Source organism: Enterococcus sp. AZ063, from assembly GCF_051715045.1.
GTDB classification, from domain to species: domain Bacteria; phylum Bacillota; class Bacilli; order Lactobacillales; family Enterococcaceae; genus Enterococcus_D; species Enterococcus_D casseliflavus.
The window spans coordinates 3,291,058-3,309,138 of the sequence record NZ_JBIOTA010000001.1 but is presented as its reverse complement, the minus strand read 5'-3'; the positions used below and the strand labels follow the sequence as shown (position 1 = coordinate 3,309,138).

Annotated in this window: 16 protein-coding genes; 15 read left to right on the top strand and 1 reads right to left on the bottom strand. The window is 41.1% G+C overall.

The window, feature by feature from the left end; all coding sequences use genetic code 11:
• Positions 1-144: 144 nt before the first annotated feature.
• The 14 genes from IGK61_RS15480 to pcp all read left to right on the top strand — a co-directional run bounded on the left by IGK61_RS15480 (position 145) and on the right by pcp (position 14,408).
• A complete protein-coding gene (locus tag IGK61_RS15480; protein ID WP_015510426.1) occupies positions 145-1,233 on the top strand; it encodes a D-alanine--D-alanine ligase in 1,089 nt (362 codons plus the stop codon).
• Between the two features lie 86 nt (positions 1,234-1,319).
• Positions 1,320-2,669: a UDP-N-acetylmuramoyl-tripeptide--D-alanyl-D-alanine ligase gene (locus IGK61_RS15475; protein WP_015510425.1), complete on the top strand. Its 1,350-nt coding sequence runs from the start codon at positions 1,320-1,322 to the stop codon at positions 2,667-2,669.
• A gap of 290 nt (positions 2,670-2,959) precedes the next feature.
• Positions 2,960-4,483: a degradosome RNA helicase CshA gene (gene cshA / locus IGK61_RS15470; RefSeq protein ID WP_005227956.1), complete on the top strand. Its 1,524-nt coding sequence runs from the start codon at positions 2,960-2,962 to the stop codon at positions 4,481-4,483.
• A 260-nt stretch (positions 4,484-4,743) separates the two neighbouring features.
• Complete coding sequence (locus IGK61_RS15465; RefSeq protein ID WP_074536120.1) at positions 4,744-6,087, top strand: PTS transporter subunit EIIC; 1,344 nt, start codon at positions 4,744-4,746, stop codon at positions 6,085-6,087.
• A 26-nt stretch (positions 6,088-6,113) separates the two neighbouring features.
• Positions 6,114-7,133 carry an ADP-ribosylglycohydrolase family protein gene (locus IGK61_RS15460; RefSeq protein WP_438844963.1) on the top strand — a complete coding sequence of 340 codons (1,020 nt, stop codon included), beginning with the start codon at positions 6,114-6,116 and terminating at the stop codon, positions 7,131-7,133.
• Positions 7,134-7,151: 18 nt separating this feature from the next.
• Entirely contained in the window at positions 7,152-7,865 is a 714-nt protein-coding gene (locus tag IGK61_RS15455; protein WP_074536116.1) for a GntR family transcriptional regulator, read from the top strand.
• A gap of 401 nt (positions 7,866-8,266) precedes the next feature.
• On the top strand, positions 8,267-8,632 hold the full coding sequence (gene acpS / locus IGK61_RS15450; RefSeq protein WP_015510424.1) for a holo-ACP synthase: 366 nt from the start codon (positions 8,267-8,269) through the stop codon (positions 8,630-8,632).
• Positions 8,633-8,754: 122 nt separating this feature from the next.
• Positions 8,755-9,876 (top strand): alanine racemase, encoded by a 1,122-nt coding sequence (gene alr / locus IGK61_RS15445; protein WP_074536114.1) that lies wholly within the window; start codon positions 8,755-8,757, stop codon positions 9,874-9,876.
• Between the two features lie 9 nt (positions 9,877-9,885).
• A complete protein-coding gene (locus IGK61_RS15440; RefSeq protein WP_005227961.1) occupies positions 9,886-10,257 on the top strand; it encodes a type II toxin-antitoxin system PemK/MazF family toxin in 372 nt (123 codons plus the stop codon).
• A gap of 8 nt (positions 10,258-10,265) precedes the next feature.
• A complete protein-coding gene (locus tag IGK61_RS15435; protein ID WP_005227970.1) occupies positions 10,266-10,562 on the top strand; it encodes a hypothetical protein in 297 nt (98 codons plus the stop codon).
• 300 nt (positions 10,563-10,862) lie between these two features.
• Entirely contained in the window at positions 10,863-11,930 is a 1,068-nt protein-coding gene (rlmN, locus tag IGK61_RS15430) for a 23S rRNA (adenine(2503)-C(2))-methyltransferase RlmN (RefSeq protein ID WP_231435901.1), read from the top strand.
• A 195-nt stretch (positions 11,931-12,125) separates the two neighbouring features.
• The gene (locus IGK61_RS15425) at positions 12,126-12,809 is read left to right on the top strand and encodes a DUF969 domain-containing protein (protein WP_010749105.1); all 684 of its coding nucleotides are present in this window, start codon (positions 12,126-12,128) and stop codon (positions 12,807-12,809) included.
• Entirely contained in the window at positions 12,810-13,730 is a 921-nt protein-coding gene (locus IGK61_RS15420) for a DUF979 domain-containing protein (RefSeq protein ID WP_005227977.1), read from the top strand.
• 30 nt (positions 13,731-13,760) lie between these two features.
• A complete protein-coding gene (gene pcp / locus IGK61_RS15415) occupies positions 13,761-14,408 on the top strand; it encodes a pyroglutamyl-peptidase I (RefSeq protein ID WP_005227979.1) in 648 nt (215 codons plus the stop codon).
• 151 nt (positions 14,409-14,559) lie between these two features.
• On the opposite strand, the gene IGK61_RS15410 is transcribed toward pcp, so the two are convergent.
• Positions 14,560-15,971 (bottom strand): IS3 family transposase gene (locus IGK61_RS15410; RefSeq protein WP_438844962.1). Its coding sequence is split into 2 segments (ribosomal slippage): positions 14,560-15,416 and positions 15,416-15,971, totalling 1,413 coding nucleotides; the frame shifts between segments, so codons are not numbered across the junction.
• 427 nt (positions 15,972-16,398) lie between these two features.
• Between IGK61_RS15410 and IGK61_RS15405 the strand changes: the two genes are divergently transcribed.
• Positions 16,399-18,060 carry a peptide ABC transporter substrate-binding protein gene (locus tag IGK61_RS15405; RefSeq protein ID WP_005227982.1) on the top strand — a complete coding sequence of 554 codons (1,662 nt, stop codon included), beginning with the start codon at positions 16,399-16,401 and terminating at the stop codon, positions 18,058-18,060.
• Positions 18,061-18,081 lie beyond the last annotated feature (21 nt).

Sequence of the window (18,081 nt, the reverse complement as noted above, 5' to 3'; positions counted from 1 at the left end):
GTACTGACAAAATGAAAAACATTCAACTAACGACTGTGTAAGCTTAAAGAAATTTCTGCAAGATTTAATGCCGGTTGGTCGATTTTGTGCTAAAATGTGGAAGACTTAGTTTGGTAGAATCAATGAATACAGGAGGAAATTCTTTTGAAAATCATTTTATTATACGGGGGACGCAGTGCAGAACATGAGGTATCACTGTTATCCGCTTTTTCAGTTGTTAATGCTGTATATTATAATTACTACCAAGTTCAATTAGTAATGATCACCAAAGAAGGACGCTGGTTAAAAGGCCCATTATTGACTGAGGCGCCAACGTCTCCAGATACTTTGGCATTGACCAATGAAGAAACCAAAGGGGAAGAAATTTCACCTGGGGCAATCTACGAAGAAGACGCGATCGTCTTTCCTTTACTTCACGGACCAAATGGCGAAGACGGCACGATCCAAGGATTTTTAGAAACCATCGGAATGCCTTATGTCGGAGCCGGTGTCTTGACTAGTGCCTGTGGGATGGACAAAATCATGACCAAGTATATCTTGCAAGCTGCAGGGATTCCACAAGTTCCCTATGTACCAGTCTTGAAAAATGCGTGGAAAGAAAATCCGAAAAAGATTTTCGATCAATGTGAAGGCAGTCTGCTTTATCCGATGTTTGTCAAACCTGCCAACATGGGCTCAAGTGTCGGTATCTCGAAAGCCGAGAACCGAGAAGAACTGCAAAATGCGCTACAAGAAGCGTATCGCTACGATACCCGAGCGATCGTTGAACAAGGAATCGAAGCCCGTGAGATCGAAGTAGCCGTTCTTGGAAACGAAGACGTTCGGACCACAATGCCGGGAGAAATCGTAAAAGATGTTGCCTTTTATGATTACAATTCCAAATACATTGACAACCGAATCGAGATGCAGATTCCTGCACAAATTCCAGAAGAAACACAAGCCAAAGCCCAAGAGTTTGCGAAAAAAGCCTATACGATGTTAGGCGGCAGCGGATTGAGCCGTTGTGATTTCTTTTTGACCAATAAAAATGAGCTCTTTTTAAATGAGCTGAACACGATGCCAGGGTTCACTGAATTCAGCATGTACCCACTGCTATGGGAGAAGACCGGCTTGCCTTATGGGGATTTGATCGAAGAATTGATCCAATTAGGGATGAATCGTTTCAATCAAAGACGTTCGTTCTTGACCAATGTAGAAGCAACAGAAAAAGAAGCAGAAAACGAAGCAGAATAAATAGCAGGAAGAAAGCCAGCTCAACTCAAGGAAAATACTTGAAGCGATCTTGTGCTTTCTTTTTTTAGGAAAAAGGAGCGAACCTGATGAATTTTACTGTAAAAGAAGCCGCTGCCGTATTTGGTCAGCAAATTGAAAATGAAACACCACTTGCCTCTGTGGAATTCGACAGCCGTCTGATCAAAGAAAACAGTCTTTTTGTTCCCTTAGCGGGGACCCGTGACGGCCATGAATTTGCCCAACAAGCCAAAGACAATGGTGCGATCGCCACACTGTGGAGCCACCCTACGATCGAACCGCCGCAAGACATCCTTGTGATTCCTGTCACGGATACCGTCAAAGCGTTTCAACAATTGGCACGAGCGTATAAAGAAAAGCTTGCACCGAAAATCATCGGTATTACTGGAAGTAACGGGAAAACGACCACCAAAGATATGGTGGAAGCGGTCATGGCCCAAAAGTACCAGACCTATAAAACCCAAGGCAACCACAACAATGAACTAGGCGTGCCTTTGACTATCTTGCATGCGCCAGAAGATACCCAAGTATTGATTTTAGAAATGGGAATGGATCATGCAGGTGAAATCGAAGTCCTTTCACGCTTAGCAGAACCTGACGCTGCCGCTATCACGTTGATTGGCGAAGCCCACATTGAAAACTTAGGGTCCAGAGAAGGGATCGCCAAAGCCAAAATGGAGATCACCGCAGGATTGAAAAAAGACGGCTTCTTTATGATGCCAGCTGATGAACCATTGTTAGAGCCCTTTGTTCCCAATTTAACGCAGACCATTGAAACTTTTGGCTTAACTGAGGGAGATCTACAAGGAGACATCGTGGAGGAATCGCAAGATCAGACGATTTTTACGGTAGCAGGTACCACCTTTACCTTACCGGTCTTAGGCGGCTATAATGTCAAGAATGCCTTGATCGCGATTGGGATAGGACGTCATTTTGGTGTAGCAGATGAAGCGATCAAGGAAGGCTTGGCGCATTTTCAATTGACGAAAAATCGGACCCAATGGGTGACTGCTGGTAATGGGGCAGCGATTTTGAGCGATATTTACAATGCCAATCCGACGGCCATGGGTCTTGTATTGGATAGCTTCCGCAAATTGCCTTTAGCAGGACGACGGATCGCCGTATTGGCAGATATGCTTGAATTAGGACCAGATTCTGCACAAATGCATGAGCAGATGGCCGCACACTTGGATGACTCGTTCCAGCTAGTTTTCCTTTATGGCAAAGAAATGCAGGCATTGCAAAAACGACTAGCGAACACTGCCCTTGCTGACAAGGTGCGCTATTTTGCGATCGATGAAAAACCACAGCTGATCGCCTCCTTAATAGAAACTTTAGAACCTTCCGATAGCCTAGTGATCAAAGGCAGCAATGGCATGGGCCTGAGTGAAGTCGTTGATGCACTAAAAGGAATGTAAAAGGGAGTTGAAATCTTGCTGAAACTTTCAAAGCGTGTTATACTTATCTAACGCCGAAAGATGAAGCACAGAATGATTACTGTAAAAAACATTGACGTTTTGAGATAAAATGATGGCTGAGACAAACAACACTTGTTTTAGCCTTTTATAATGCCTTCGTGAAGCGGTTTTTCGGTACCGAGAGAAAGATAAGAGTAAATGGGACTACTCTTGTGTTTCTGAAGAACTAACCTACGCTTCGATGATAGAAAAACAGGCATCGAAAAGATGACCAGCCTAGGAGGATCCATTTGAAATTTAAAGATCTAGAATTATCCAACGAATTATTGACTTCTGTTGAGCGTGCCGGCTTTGAAGAAGCAACACCCATCCAAGAAGCAACGATTCCATTAGCCTTAGCAGGCAAAGACGTGATCGGTCAAGCACAGACCGGTACTGGTAAAACCGCCGCATTTGGTTTGCCAATGTTAGAAAAAATTGACCCAACGAACCATCAACTACAAGGATTAGTGATTGCCCCAACCCGTGAATTAGCGATCCAAACCCAAGAAGAATTGTACCGTCTTGGTAAAGACAAAAAAATTCGTGTACAAGCAGTTTACGGTGGAGCCGATATCGGCCGTCAAATCCGTCAACTAAAAGATCGTCCCCACATCGTAGTTGGTACACCAGGTCGTATGTTAGACCATATCAACCGCCACACCTTGAAATTAGGCACCGTTGAAACGCTTGTATTAGATGAAGCGGATGAAATGTTGAACATGGGCTTCTTGGAAGATATTGAAAAAATCATAAGCCAAGTACCAGATGTTCGTCAAACATTGCTATTTTCAGCAACAATGCCGCCAGCAATCAAAAACATCGGCGTGAAATTCATGAAAGAGCCTGAACATGTACAGATCAAAGCCAAAGAAATGACCGCTGATTTGATTGATCAATACTATGTTCGTTCAAAAGATTACGAAAAATTTGATATCATGACTCGCTTATTGGATGTGCAAACGCCAGAATTGACCATCGTTTTCGGTCGTACGAAACGTCGTGTCGATGAATTGGCGCGCGGCTTAGAAGCCCGCGGCTATAAAGCAGAAGGCATTCATGGAGACCTTTCTCAACAAAAACGGATGAGCGTTTTGCGTTCATTCAAGAGTGGTCAACTAGATATCTTAGTTGCCACAGACGTTGCAGCTCGTGGATTGGATATCTCTGGCGTTACACACGTATATAACTACGATATTCCTCAAGATCCTGAAAGCTATGTTCACCGGATCGGACGTACTGGCCGTGCTGGAAAAGGCGGAATGTCTGTGACTTTCGTTACACCAAACGAAATGAGCTATCTGCACGTCATTGAAAACTTAACGAAAAAACGGATGACACCAATGCGCCCACCGACCGAAAAAGAAGCGTTCAAAGGTCAATTAGGTGCCGCAATCGAATCTGTTGAAACAAAATTGGATGAAAATGGTTTGGATAAATACTTGCAAGCAGCCGACGATCTATTAGAACGTTATTCTGCACAAGATTTAGCAGCATTGCTTCTAAAAACTATGGCGAAAGATCCTGCTGACTTAGCACCAGTGAAGATCACACCAGAGCGTCCATTGCCTCAAGGAAAAAAATCATTCAACAAAAATGGTCGTCGCAGCAACAATAGCAACGGCAATCGTAACCGCAAAGAAAACGGTGGGAACCGTGGCGGCGGCAACGGCAATAAAGCCCGCGGCAACTATTCAAAAGATGGTGCCCGTAAAAACAATCGCCGCAGCAACGACAAAAAACGCGGTTTCGTAATCAGAAATAACCAAGACTAATTGCTTTTTTGAATTACAAATAAGAATGAGCTTTTTATTAAAAGAACATGAATGGCGAGCTACGCTCACTTCATGTTCTTTTTTTTGTTAAAAATTACAAGGTTTCTATTAATAGAAATATAGATAAATAAATAGTTTTTATTTATATTTTTATGTTGGTTTCGTTGATAAAATAGTTGTTGACATAATTATGAAAGCGTTATATATTGTCTTTAATGATATGACGTCATAACATTTAAAAAATTCTTGGAGGAAAACAGATGGATGAATTGGGGATTATGCTTTTAGAGTTGATGGGTGGTTCTGATAATATTTCTAGTCTGACTCATTGTGCCACAAGATTAAGACCAACATTCAAAGATAGAAGTAAAGTTAATGCTGAGGGAATCAAGAATTTAGCTGAAGTCATAGGGATCGTAGACAACGATAAAAGTTTTCAAATCATTATAGGAACAAATGTAGGGGAAGTTTATGAAGCAGTACGAGCACATATGAGTAATCATTCAGAATTGGAAAGTGGAGAAACAGGGAATGAAAATTTGATCAACCGATTTGTTTCGTTAGTAGTCAGTATTTTTTCTCCGTTATTGCCACTTCTCGCTGGTGCGGGTCTTTTAAGAGGATTTACTATCTTAGCAAATGAACTGGGAATATTGAGTGTAGAGAGTGACACGAATACTTTGTTAACTCTAGCTGCAACATCTGTATTTTATTTTTTCCCATTGCTAGTAGCTATCACTTCTGCTAAGAAATTCAAAACCAGTGCATATATCGCTATTGCTGTTTTAGGGGTGCTGATTATGCCAGATTTTGTAGCGATGATGAATGATCAACCAGGAACAATCATTCAATTCATGGGTATGCCGATTCGATTATTTAGCTATACAGGACAAGTGATTCCATCAATTATTCTTGTTTGGCTTCAATCAAAAATGGAGTTCTTTCTAAAGAAAGTAATTCCTCAAAGTTTGCATATGGTTGTTATACCGACCATACTTTTGTTTTTATTAGTGCCGATTGCAGCCGGTGTTATTGGACCAATTGGAAATTATGCTAGCCTATTTATTGCCGATGTTGTTGGGAGACTAACAGCGATAAACAGCATTGTTACTGGAGCAATTATTGGAGGCATTTGGAATATTTTGATCATGTTTGGATTTCATTGGGCACCTAATACGATGATCATTATTCCTGAAATTGCTGCGACAGGTACTTCTGCTCTTATTGCTTATGGCGCCAACGCAAATTTTGGGATGGCAGGTGCTGCGTTAGCTATTTTTATTATGACTAAGAATAAAGATTTAAAGAATTTTTCTGTGTCGGCTATTACTTCTGTTTTTCTATCTGGAATAGTCGAACCAGCAATCTATGGTATTGGAGTGAAGTATAAGACACCATTAGTGGCAGGATGTATCGGTGCAGCGATTGGTGGTGCTTTTATGGGTGCTTTTGATGTTATTGGGAATGCATTTGTATTTGGGGGACTGACAACGATCCCTGCATTTGCTGGACCTACCTTATGGGCATACTTAGTTGGTTTACTGCTATCGTTTATTGGTGGACTTGTCTTAACTTTTGTATTTGGGGTCAAAGGACTTGAATAAGTAAAATGGATGGGAGAATTGATTACATGATTGAGAGAATTTTAGGATCTTTAACAATGGCAGCAATTGGTGACGCAATGGGGGCTGCGACAGAAAATCTGCCTTTCGATGAAATTCGGTTAAAATTTGCTGGACCATTGGAAAAGCTAGTTGAACCTGGTAAAATAGCATTCGCATATGGAAACAAGGCAGGTGAAGTCACTGATGATTTTTCCCAAATATATTTAATCTGTCAAAATATTCTTAAGAACCAAGGAATGATTGACCGAGATATTATAAAGAAAAGTATTATTGAATGGTCTGATATTCCGCATTATTTTAATCGTTTTGCTGGACCTACAACAAGAAGTGCGATTGAAATGTACAAAAATAATTTATCAGAAATAAAAGCACTTCCTGGGGCAGTAACAGTAGATTATGCTTCTAAAGCTACAAATGGTTCCGCAATGAAGATTTCTCCGGCGGGACTATTTCATCCAGGTGACTATGAAAAGGCTTTAGAAGATGCTATTATAATTACAAAAGTCACCCATGATAATTCATTGTCGATCTCAGGTGCTTGTGCGGTTGCTCTAAGTGTGTCGGAATCATTGAAGGAAAGTGCTACAATGGATAGTGTGATTGAAGCTGGCTTATTAGGCGCAAAACTCGGAGAAGAACAAGGAAAAAAATATTCTAAGCATGTTCCAGGACCAAGTGTTTATCGAAGAATACAGCTTGCTTTAGATATAGCGAATGGCAGTGGTGAAAAAATTGATAAGTTGTTGAAACTTTATGAGGTTGTTGGAAGTGGACTTCATGTTTCAGAAGCGGTTCCCTGTGCGTATGGAATCGTAGCTCTAAATAAAGAAACGCCCTATCAAGCAACGATCGATGCTGTAAATATCGGCTATGACACCGATACGATTGCTACAATCGTCGGTTCTATGACAGGTGCGCTTGTATCAGTAGATGAGACGGTCAAGAGTAAATTATCAGTGATAGAAAAAGCGAATGAAATGGACATAAGAGGGTTAGCCTCTAATATTGCAGAAATAGTGAAATGAGAGTAGGTCAGGGATAATTTGAGTAATAATAGTAATTCTAAATATTATCAAATCTATGAAGAATTGAAAAAAAGCATCATTGCAAAGAAATATGTGGAAAATGATTTTTTTCCAACTGAAGTTGATTTGCAAAAAAAATATGGTGTCAGCAGAATAACGATTCGTTCCGCACTGCAACTGTTAGAATCGGATGGATATATCAAAAAGGTTCCTGGATTGGGAACAATCGTCAACAGCAATAAGCGAACATTGCAATTGAATCGCTTGATAAGTTTTAATGATGAGCATAGTGAGCATATTACTTCATCTAAGCTAGTTGATTTTAGAAGAGAACCTGCACCTGAAAAAGTAAGGTTGCAGTTAAAATTATCTCCAATGGAAGAAGTTTATGTGAATGAACGGATACGAATCATTGATGATGAGAATATCGGTTTTCAGCGTGTATATGTGCCGAAAAATTATATAGAGTTGAATGAAGAGGACTTTAATTCTCCAGAAGCTTCACTCTATAAAATTTTTGAGAATAAATCTATTCTGATCGAAAGTGCTACCGAAATTATTGAGTCTATCGTAGCAGATGATGTATTGGCTGATCATTTAAAGATCAAAACGGGAGAACCATTGTTGTATATAACTAGAAATACAATCGATGATAAAAATAGAAATATCGAATATGCGGAAATTTATTATCGGGCTGATAGATATAGATATGAAATTCAATTGAATAGATAGAGTAATATTTATAATATGAATGCTTACCATTAACCCCGTCTTTCTTTTCTATGATTTTATTTTGAAAATAGAGAACGAATGATTAGGTCCAATTCAATCAAATGTTCCATTTGATTGAATTGGCTTTTTTGAGTTCTTTTAGCTAAAGCAACTTAATTAAATAGTAGTAGAAGGGATAATAATGCGGTAAGGATTTTTTTTAATGTTCATTTATTATAAAAATTTTCGAATTGTCGTAAAATATGATTTAACTGAGTCTTTCTTTTTTTAAATCTTAATCTCCGTATAAACTCGTCAGATTTGAATGGTAATTCGCCATTTTTTTGGTAGAATGGTAACTAGCTGAACAAGGGGTATTTCCAATTTGGAAAACCCTATCTTAGGTGAAGGTAGAGAAAAGAATGATCAAAGGAATCGGGATCGATGCAGTCGAGCTGCCTCGAATGAAAGAATTAATTGAAAAAAAACCTCAGTTTATAACGCGTATTTTAACAGAGAAGGAAGCAAAATTATTTGCACGCTTGCCGCTGAAACGTCAGGTAGAGTTCCTTGGCGGGCGCTATGCCTGCAAAGAAGCGTTCTCGAAAGCTTGGGGGACAGGGATCGGCAAAGTTTCTTTTCATGATATTGAAGTCTTGACCAATGAATTCGGTGCCCCGATCGTTACTAAAGCACCGCATCCTTTAGAAAAAACGTTTGTCAGTATCACCCATACAAATGATACTGCTTTTGCACAAATTATTTTAGAAGTACTAGATAGTGAATAAACCAAGTTGAAGTAGTCTGTCAGTCAAGAAGACTTTGATACTTCATGGACGAACAGCCGACTACATAAAACCAACTTAATTTGTTCGTCTGATCAAGCACTAGTAGAAAGAAGGAACTGGAAATGGTGGTTGCTTACCATAGACCAACGAAAGCGATAATTGATACAACTGCGATTACCGAGAACATCAAACATGAGATTGCTCACTTACCAAGCGAGACATTTCTTTTTGCGGTGGTCAAAGCGAATGGTTACGGACACGGAGCGGTTCAAACCGCTCTTGCAGCCAAAGAAGGCGGCGCAGATGGTTTTTGCGTTGCGACGATCGATGAAGCGATCGAATTGAGAGAAGCAGGGATTACTGACCCGATTTTGATCTTAGGTGTCGTGAATGTGTGTGATATTACCTTGCTGACGACCTATGATTTGTCATTTCCAGTCGCTTCGATGGACTGGCTGATAGAAGCAGGCGCTTATTTAGAGGAGAACCCTCTAAATAAGCCGCTTAAAGTGCATATCAAGGTGGATACTGGTATGGGGAGAATCGGCTTTTTGACTGTCGAAGAAGTGCGCCAAGCCGTTCTTTGGTTAGAAGATCACCCCTCTTTTGAGTGGGAAGGGATCTTTACCCATTTCTCCACAGCGGATCAAGTAGACACGAGCTATTGGGAAACCCAGCATCAACGTTTTAAAGAAGTCTTAACTGTTTTGCCCTATTTGCCGACATATATACATACAGGCAATAGCGCAACCTCTTTATGGCACAAAGAAGCAGTAGGAAATATGGTCCGTTTTGGGATCGCAATGTATGGGTTGAACCCATCAGGTCATGCGCTGAGCGAACCATTTTCCTTAAAACCTGCGCTTTCGCTCGTTTCTGAACTGATACAAGTGAAATTACTTGAAAAAGGAGCGGGGATTGGCTATGGTGAAACATATATCACTCCACGTCAGGAATGGATCGGCACCGTGCCTATCGGTTATGCTGACGGCTGGTTACGAAAAATGCAAGGCTTCTCGATCTTAGTAGAAGGCGAGCGTTGTGAGATCGTCGGTCGAGTGTGTATGGATCAATTGATGATTCGTTTGCCGCGGGCATTTGCTGTCGGTACACCAGTCACCTTGATCGGTGAGAATCATGGGGAACAAATTACGATGCAGGATGTTGCAGACCAGTTAGAAACGATTCACTATGAAGTAGCGTGTACCCTTTCAGCAAGGGTTCCGCGAGAATATAAAAGTTAGGGTGGTCCTATGGTAAAAAGGGGAGATATTTATTTTGCCGATCTTTCACCAGTGGTTGGATCGGAGCAAGGCGGGATACGTCCAGTCTTGATCATTCAAAATGACTTGGGGAATCACTTCAGTCCCACTGTGATCATTGCGGCGATCACGGCAAAAATGGCGAAGCCGAAATTACCAACGCATATTGGGATTTCCGCTTCCTGCACAGGGATTGGCAAAGACTCCGTCATTTTGATGGAACAGATTCGCACGATCGACAAAAGCCGTTTGAAAGAAAAGGTTTGTCACTTAGACGATAAAGTGATGTGTGAAGTCGATGCTGCCTTGATGATCAGTATTGGTGTTGAGCCGACTTTTGCCACATCAACGATCGAGGTGTAAATCTGTCAATGGGGTATGTAGTATTAATAGCAGTTGTCATTTTATTGAGTTTCTTTACGTATAAACATATTCGCCGTTTTCTTTCAGAAACAAAAAAGCGCAACGAAACCATGGAACAAGGATATTATCTTGTGAGTCATACATATGAAGAAAAGCGGGAACAGACACATTATTACGGCGTTTTTCAGCAGGGAGACAAAGAGCTGATACTAGAAATGTCGCTACAACTTTATTTGCAACTGCAGCCGCCGCAACGGGGCATGTTGACCGCCAAAGAAGGCAGAGTGCTTTCTTTTGAAATGTGATCATGTAATGAAAGTAACGCGCACGAGGAAACAGCCCCCTCATGAAAACAAGCAGGAAAGAGCCGCTTTGTTTCGTACATCGGAGCAGGTTCTGTCACTGCTTGTTTTTTTCATGCAGGTCTTTGTGAGAGGTTTCCTATGGACAAAGATTCAATGAATGGAAGAAAGAGCATCTTCAAAAAAGAGGAATACCACAAAAGCGTGGGGCTAGAATGCTTTGAAGATCAGCCAATGTACGGTTGCTTTTCACAAAGAATTCAGTTATAGTATGTAGCGACTAGTTTGAAAAGAGGGAAAAAAGTGAACCCATCGATTTATGGACTTACCAAATCAGATCTATCTTTGTGGATAACTGAACAAAAAGAAAAGAAATTCCGTGCCAACCAAGTGTGGGAGTGGCTCTATGAAAAACGAGTAACCAGCTTTGAAGAAATGACCAACCTACCGAAACCTTTGATTGAGAAACTGTCGGCAGCCTTTGTGATCAATCCCCTGAAACAGATGGTGGTGCAAGAAGCCAGTGACGGAACCGTCAAGTATTTATTCCAATTGCCAGACAATCACATGATTGAAACGGTCTTGATGCGTCAAGAATATGGCATGTCCGTTTGTGTGACGACCCAAGTCGGCTGCAACATCGGCTGTACGTTTTGTGCCAGTGGGTTATTAAAGAAGCAACGAGACTTAACGGCAGGCGAGATCGTGGCTCAAATCATGTTAGTACAACACTATTTTGATGAACGCAATGAGGGGGAACGAGTCTCTCACGTGGTGGTCATGGGGATTGGCGAACCCTTTGATAACTATGACAATGTGATGCATTTCTTACAGATCATCAATGACCCGAAAGGCTTAGCGATCGGCGCGCGGCATATTACTGTGTCAACCAGCGGCTTAGCGCATAAAATTAGAGAGTTTGCGGAGAACGGCTTGCAAGTGAACCTAGCGATTTCGCTGCATGCCCCAAATAACGAAGTCAGAACCTCCATGATGCGGATCAATCGGAGTTTCCCGATTGAAAAGCTGATGGCAGCGGTCGACTATTATTTAGAAAAAACCAATCGTCGGATCACATTTGAGTACATCATGCTGGATCATGTCAATGACCGGCCAGAACATGCCCGTCAGTTGGCAGCTTTATTGAAGGATAAAAAGAAATTGTCCTACGTCAACTTGATCCCATATAACCCAGTGAGTGAGCATGACCAATACGCTCGAAGTAAAAAAGCTGATGTGTTAGCCTTTTATGACATTTTAAAGAAAAACGGTATCAATTGCGTGATCCGTAAAGAACACGGGACAGATATCGACGCAGCTTGCGGACAGCTGCGAAGCAAACAAATGAAAAAAGAAGCCTCCGCTTCTTAAACGTAAAAAGCAAAAGAAGAACTGCACAAGTGCAGTTCTTCTTTTTGTTATTTACTATCTAAGTAATTAAAAAACGCATTAAAGAAAGCGTATTCCTCGAAAGAAAATTCAAAAAACATTGTTTTACAAGAAAAAAATAGATTATACTAAAAGCTGGTATCCATTAAAAATAACTTATCGTGAAAGGATGATTTGATGGAATGGATTAAATTAATTGGTATTCTAGTTATTTTAGTCGGCTTTTTGCTGAAGCTAGATACTATTGCTGTCGTAATCGTTGCTGGTTTTGTCACCGCGCTTGTGTCGGGGATTTCTGTTGTTGATTTTTTAACAATGTTAGGAGAAGCGTTTGTCAATAATCGACTCGTTACACTGTTCTTACTAACACTACCGATGGTCGGCTTGTCAGAACGTTTTGGCTTGAAGCAGCAGGCAGTCATATTGATTGAAAAGATCAAAGGCTTAACACCAGGGAAGTTCTTGAGCTTGTACTTGTTTATTCGAGAACTTGCTGGCTTTTTCTCTATTCGGATCCAAGGACATACACAATTTATCCGCCCGATCGTTAACCCGATGGCGCAAGCTGCTGGGGAAAACAAATTTGGGGAACTGGATGAAAAAGATCAGGAAAAAATCAAAGCTCGGGCTGCCGCTAACGAAAACTTCGGGAATTTCTTTGCCCAAAATACCTTTGTGGCTGCTTCTGGTGTGCTATTGATCGTAGGAACATTGCAATCTCTTGGCTACGATGTGGCAGCTAGTTCGATCGCGCAAGCCTCATTGCCGATCGCATTGATCGTCTTAGTCATTGCTACATTGTCGAACTTGCTCTTTGATCGTAAATTAGCAAAAAAATATGGCAAGAAGGAGGACAAATAGATGGAAGGAATCGTTAACGGATTACTGGAATTCTTTTATATCTTGATCGGATTGCTGTCGATCATGACGGCTGTACGGGTTTTTCGCGAAGCGGATCATCCCACCCGATTAGGCACCTCTGCTTTTTGGTTACTGCTAGGGATCGTCTTTGCTTTCGGGAATTTCTTGCCGTATCTTGTGGACGGGATTTTGATCGTTTTGATGGGCTGTTTGACCTTCTTCAAACAAGTGCAGATTGGTAAAATCGTGGACGTGGATGATGAAAAAGCAGAAGCATCGGCTAAACGGATCGGTAGTACGATCTTCGTGCCATGTATCAGCTTAGCATTGATCGCTGTGGTGATTTCTTATACACCATTAGGAGGCCAAGTTGGAATCGGGATCGCATCGATCTTAGCGCTCTTGTTGGCAGTCGTGTTGACTTCCGCTAAACCGAAAACAGTGCTGGACGATTCCGACCGGATGCTTCGTCAAGTCGGAACTGCCGGTATCTTGCCGCAGTTATTAGCAGCACTAGGTGTCATTTTTAACGCTGCTGGTGTCGGTGATGTGATTTCTCAAGGAATCTCTGGTGTCGTGCCAGAAGGCAATCGTTTTATCGGTGTCGTGGCTTACTGTTTAGGAATGATGATCTTTACTATGATTATGGGAAATGGTTTTGCGGCATTTACCGTTATTACTGCAGGCATCGGTGTACCTTTTGTGATGGCGCAAGGCGGCGACCCAGTCGTTGCTGGTGCGTTGGCAATGACCGCTGGTTTTTGTGGCACATTGCTGACTCCGATGGCAGCCAATTTCAATGCACTGCCAGTGGCCTTGTTAGAGATGAAAGACCCCAATGGCGTCATTAAAGCACAAGCCCCAATTGCTTTATTATTGTTAGTGATCCACATCGCTTTAATGTACTTTTGGGCATTTTAGTGGTAAAACAAAGAGGGAAGGATGATGGAAATGAAACTACTAATTACCGGATTTGATCCATTTGGCGGAGAAGCAATCAATCCTGCCTTAGAAGCAGTGAAATTGTTGCCAGATACAATTCATGGTGCACAGATTGTGAAAGCAGAGATCCCCACTGTATTTGGGAAATCAGCAGCGATCGTCGCAGAGAAAATTGAAGAGATCCACCCAGATGTCGTTTTAAACATTGGCCAAGCGGGTGGACGGTTTGCCATCTCACCAGAACGAGTGGCGATCAATGTGGATGATGCCCGGATTCCTGATAACGAAGGCAATCAACCCGTCGATGAAGCGATCCAAACAGAAGGGAAGCCTGCTTACTTCACACAACTGCCGATCAAAGCAATGGTAGAAAACATGAAAAAAGCAGGAATACCTGCAGCCGTTTCTAATACTGCTGGAACCTTCGTCTGCAACCACATCATGTATCAAGTACAATACATGATCGATACAAAATACCCTGAAATGAAGGGCGGTTTTATCCACGTGCCGTTTATTCCTCAGCAAGTCGTCGATAAAGCAGGACAGCCTGCAATGAGCATCGAAGACATTGCCAAAGGATTGACTGCAGCGGTGGAAGCCATCGTTGATTATGCCGACAAAGAAGATCTAAAAGCAATTGGCGGCGCGATCCATTAATCATTAAAGAGGACATCCTTTCGGGGATGAAACAAATGTCTTTAAGGCGAGAAGACCTGATTAGCAAGCATGCGATCTGTAGTGACCCCAAAAAGTTAGACTTTTATGGAGTGGAGAAATCCACTCCTTTTTTGTACGATAAGATTAACTGTTAGACAGCTGTTTTTACAGCTTCTCGAAACTGAACCGGACTTCGCCAATTTAATTTCTTTTTGATGCGTTTATGGTTGTAATAATAGATATATTGGTCAATTTTTGTTTTCAATTCATCTAAACTCCGATAGACTTCTCCATGAAAAATCTCTTGCTTTAATAAACCAAAGAAGTTTTCCATAGGTGAGTTATCTAAACAATTCCCTTTACGAGACATACTCTGGAAGATTTTATGCTGCTTCAATTTATTCTTATAAGCATTCATTTGATAGGCCCATCCTTGATCTGAATGGAAGGTTCTACGAAATGGACAATCATTTGTCATCTGGATTGCTTCTTCTAATCCTTCCATTATGGCTAGTGCGTTTGGTTTTTCAGAAATCCGATAAGATAGAATTTCACTATTGTAGAAATCCATGAAAGGATCTAAATACAGCTTTTTCTGACGAACGACACCTGTGGTGTCTACTTCATAATACTTAAACTCTGTGGTATCAGTTGTAATTTTTTGGTGACAGATATTTGTATAAAACCGACGATGAATACGATTTTTGGCGACAGTACCAACCTTTCCACGATAAGAATTGTACCGTCGAGATTTTCGAGTGTAAGACTTTACTTCGATACCTAGTTTTTTTATCAGACGTTGAATCTTCTTTTTATTGACATGAATCCCTTGATTCTCTAATTCTTTTTTTAGTCGCAGACAGCCATAGTCTTTATGCTCTTTGCGAATTTCAAGCATTTTTTCTTCAATTTCTTGGTCTGGGTTTGGTCTGTCAAACCGTTTCTGCCAATACATATAGGTTGCTTTAGGAAATTTCAATGTTTCAAGAAGCTCAACTAGTTTGAATGATCCTCGGAGGCTGGCGATGATTCGTGCGATTGATTCTTACGTCTTTGCTGGGCTTCCTGTTTTCGCAGCTTCCTCAACTCTTTTAAAAAGGCATTCTCAATTTGAAGGGATCGGACTTGCTTTTCTAATGCCTTGATACGCTCGCGTTCTTCAGTTGTTGTATTTTCTTTTTTGTTTTCTTTTTTTCTAGTCAAAGTAAGTGGTCGCCCTTTCTCTTTTGAGAGCCCCTCAATACCTGCTTCTCTGAAATTACGCATCCAATTGGCAATAAGCGCAGGGTTGTTCATTTCTAAAGTGCTAGCAACTTCTCGATAGGACATCTCACTTGTTTGATATAACTCTAGCGCATTTAACTTAAATTGAACAGAATATTTCTGATTTTGATGCTTTCTCAATAGACCTTCCTCTCCGTATTCACGATAGGCATTCACCCAATTACTTACTTGAGACTTGCTTGAAATACCGTATTTGTTGGCAAGATACCGATATCCGCCCACGCCACTAAGATATTCTTTAACGATTATTAGTTTTAATTCAAAAGGATATTTTGCCATACAAATAACGACCCCCAAAAGTTAGATTTTTTTGGTCTAACTTTTGGGGGTCGCTTCAATCAGGTCTTTTTTTGGACTATTTTGATAAAAATCATTGGCGATTTCTGTATGTTTACCCTTCTATCAGACATTTCTCATTTTGACGGATCAAATGAAAAAGAAAGACGGAAAATGAATGTAAGTTACATTTAACCATGTTTTTTTATTATTTTTTTTGCTTTATTTCTTATAAATAAAGAAAGGAAAAATAGCATTTAACGAATGTTTGATGAGAGTAAGGTAAGTAAATACCAAGAAAACTTTCTGTCAGAGATGTTTTTTATCGAAAAAAGGATTGCTTTTTTAATAATTATTAATTAAAATCTTATCTAACTTCAGAAATCGCATGATTATTCTGAAAATTAATTCAATTAAGGGGTAGGACAGGATGAAGAATAAATGGGCCTATGGTTTAGTGGCTGTGTGTGGCGTGGCGTTAGCCGGTTGTACAACGGGCGGAACAAATAGTTCAAGCAATGACACAGCAGCAAGCGGCGACAGCAGTGCAGAACAAGTGTTTAACGTAGTGGTTTCACAAGAAATGCCAAGTGCGGATCTCTCATTAGCAACCGATACGATCAGCTTCAGTGCATTGAACAATGTATATGAAGGACTGTATCGTTTGGATGCTGACAGTACACCACAACCTGCTGGTGCAGCTGAAGCAGCTGAAGTCAGCGAGGATGGACTGACTTACAAGATCAAATTACGTGAAGATGCGAAATGGTCAAATGGTGACCCTGTTACAGCAGCAGATTACGTCTATGGTTGGCAACGGACAGTCAAACCTGAAACAGCATCAGAATACGCGTATCTATTTTCACCAGTTAAGAACGCAGATGCCATCACAGCAGGCGATACGGATCCATCAGAGCTAGGCATCAAAGCAGTGGGGGATTATGAATTAGAAATCACCCTAGCAAAAGCAACACCTTACTTTGATTACTTATTAGCATTCCCATCCTTCTTCCCACAAAATCAAAAAGTGGTAGAAGAAAATGGCGATCAATATGCGTCAACTAGCGACAATGCTGTCTATAATGGACCGTTTGTCTTGACTGGGTTTGATGGACCAGGAACGGATACGGAATGGGCTTATGAAAAGAACGACCAATATTGGGACAAAGATACTGTTAAATTACAAACGATCAACGTAAGCGTCGTGAAGGAATCCTCAACTGCCTTGAACCTTTTCCAAGATGGGCAAGCAGATGATGTCATCCTAACAGGTGAATTAGCGCAACAAATGGCTAACGATGAAGCCTTCGTTTCTCAACCAGAAGCAACGACTTCTTACCTAGAATTGAACCAACGTGATGAAGATTCACCTTTCCGTAACGAAAACTTACGTAAAGCGATCTCTTATGCGATTGATCGTGATGCCTTAGTGACATCGATCTTAGGGGATGGTTCGATTGCTTCAACTGGGTTGGTACCAGAAGGTATGACCTTCAGCCCTGGCGATCATACGGACTTCACAGAAGCAGCTGGCAGCGTCATTGAATACAATGAAGAGCAAGCCAAAGAACATTGGGAAAAAGCCAAAGAAGAATTAGGGATCGATTCATTAGAATTTGATATCTTAGCTTCTGATACAGACTCAACGAAGAAAATCATTGAGTACTTGCAAGATACGATCGAAAAAACATTGGACGGTGTGAAAGTCACGTTAAGTCCAGTACCATTCTCTGTTCGTTTGGATCGTTCAAACGCTGGTGATTTTGATACAGTAATGGGCGGTTGGGGTGCTGACTATGCCGATGCAAGTAGCTTTACTGACTTGTTTACGACAGGCAACTCATACAACCGTGGACAATGGAGCAACGAAGAATACGATGCAGCCGTTGAAGCAGCGGGTACAACCAATGCCAATGACCCTGACAAACGTTGGGAAGACCTAGTCAATGCAGAAAAAATCATTATGAATGAACAAGGTGTCATTCCAGTTTATCAAAAAGCGGAAGCACACTTACGTGCAACAAAAGTCAAAGGTGTTGTTGCTCACGCAGCGGGCGCACAATACGACTACAAGTGGACATCAATCGAATAATCACGAGTAGTTGACTTGAAA

Bases quoted from the DNA above. Each gene is read 5' to 3' on its own strand.
- IGK61_RS15475 (WP_015510425.1), top strand. From the start codon at position 1,320: ATGAATTTTACTGTAAAAGAAGCCGCTGCCGTATTTGGTCAGCAAATT.
- IGK61_RS15465 (WP_074536120.1), top strand. From the start codon at position 4,744: ATGGATGAATTGGGGATTATGCTTTTAGAGTTGATGGGTGGTTCTGAT.
- IGK61_RS15460 (WP_438844963.1), top strand. From the start codon at position 6,114: ATGATTGAGAGAATTTTAGGATCTTTAACAATGGCAGCAATTGGTGAC.
- acpS (WP_015510424.1), top strand. From the start codon at position 8,267: ATGATCAAAGGAATCGGGATCGATGCAGTCGAGCTGCCTCGAATGAAA.
- alr (WP_074536114.1), top strand. From the start codon at position 8,755: ATGGTGGTTGCTTACCATAGACCAACGAAAGCGATAATTGATACAACT.
- IGK61_RS15440 (WP_005227961.1), top strand. From the start codon at position 9,886: ATGGTAAAAAGGGGAGATATTTATTTTGCCGATCTTTCACCAGTGGTT.
- IGK61_RS15435 (WP_005227970.1), top strand. From the start codon at position 10,266: ATGGGGTATGTAGTATTAATAGCAGTTGTCATTTTATTGAGTTTCTTT.
- IGK61_RS15425 (WP_010749105.1), top strand. From the start codon at position 12,126: ATGGAATGGATTAAATTAATTGGTATTCTAGTTATTTTAGTCGGCTTT.
- IGK61_RS15420 (WP_005227977.1), top strand. From the start codon at position 12,810: ATGGAAGGAATCGTTAACGGATTACTGGAATTCTTTTATATCTTGATC.
- pcp (WP_005227979.1), top strand. From the start codon at position 13,761: ATGAAACTACTAATTACCGGATTTGATCCATTTGGCGGAGAAGCAATC.
- IGK61_RS15405 (WP_005227982.1), top strand. From the start codon at position 16,399: ATGAAGAATAAATGGGCCTATGGTTTAGTGGCTGTGTGTGGCGTGGCG.